Annotated in this window: 1 protein-coding gene; it reads right to left on the bottom strand. The window is 53.4% G+C overall.

Going from position 1 to position 1093, the window contains the following annotated elements; all coding sequences use genetic code 11:
- Positions 1–145: 145 nt before the first annotated feature.
- Positions 146–1009: a transposase gene (locus tag ACFW2W_RS19065; protein WP_378181680.1), complete on the bottom strand. Its 864-nt coding sequence runs from the start codon at positions 1007–1009 to the stop codon at positions 146–148.
- Between the last annotated feature and the right edge of the window lie 84 nt (positions 1010–1093).

Here is a 1093-nt window from a genome sequence, read left to right as displayed (position 1 = left end):
TGAGGGGTGCGCGCATCTCATCTCAAGGCGAACATGGTTGCTTTCACTTGCGTAGGAGGTTGATGGTTGCGGATGTTGAGAGCGACCAGTAGGACATAGGCTAGGACCGAGAAAAAGCATAGGGCACGTACGTTGTTGAGACCTTTTAGAGGCAGGTGTTCCAAACTGAAAAGGTCTTTAAGTTGACCCTGAAACGGCTCGACGGTCGTCTTGCGTAAGGCGAAGACCTCACGAATGCAAGGGTCTTGGTAAAGCTTAGCTCTTTTACAACGTGCAGGCGGCGTGTTTTTTTGACCTTGATGGGACAGAGTAGCGTGACCTCGCGTCCATCACAGTTTCGGTAACAGCTTTCCTGGTCATCCCACGGGGATTTCCTTCGGTCATAGCCGCCGTCGCCGAGTAGGACCTTGGTGTCGTTAGGCAGACAGTGAGCAAGCTCGTCATCGAAAACATCAGCATCTTTGATGTTGGCGGCGTGTAGGCCGATGGTTGCTGGCCAGGTGATGCCTTCGGGTCCACAGAGTGTTAGGACGTGTAGGCGGTACCCAAACACCCACTCCCTACAACCGCTCTTACCCCAATGCGCTTCTTGGTCAACATTCCCGCAACTCGGCAGTTCACCTTTATCGCGCTGCTTTTTATGCCAGACGTTGCCTTGGGCGTGCATGAGCGTCGAGTCCACACTAGCAATACTGGCGTCTACCTCCTCGGTCAGAGTAAAGTGCTCGGTGAGTTGGTGCAGTAAGCCCAACACTGAGTCCGGTAGCGCTCGGAACCTCTTAGCTAGGGTCTTGCGGTGCGGCACTTTATCTAAGCCTACTAAGTTCAGCACATCGGAGCGAATCTCCAAATGCTTCTGCAAGCTTTGGAACCCACTAATACCCTTGATCCGCGAGTACACAAACAGCTTGATCAGGGGAAGGTCTCGGTAGCTATACGGATAGCTGCGTTCTGGCAACACACCTTCATCCAAAGCGCTAAACAGCTCTTCCCAGGTCGGTGGTATCATCAACAGAGCCTCCTTCGCTGAAGTCGCAAACTACAGCGTACAGGAGGCTTCTCCTTTACGAAAGCCGGGATGCGCGCACCCCTC

The sequence above is a fragment of the Coleofasciculus sp. H7-2 genome, assembly GCF_042747725.1.
In the GTDB taxonomy this organism is placed as follows: Bacteria; Cyanobacteriota; Cyanobacteriia; order Cyanobacteriales; family FACHB-T130; genus FACHB-T130.
The sequence above is the reverse complement of the archived record's forward strand: the minus strand, read 5'-3'. Positions and strand labels throughout refer to the sequence as shown.

Excerpts from the sequence above, each read along its gene's own strand:
- ACFW2W_RS19065 (WP_378181680.1), bottom strand. The coding sequence starts at position 1,009 with ATGATACCACCGACCTGGGAAGAGCTGTTTAGCGCTTTGGATGAAGGT.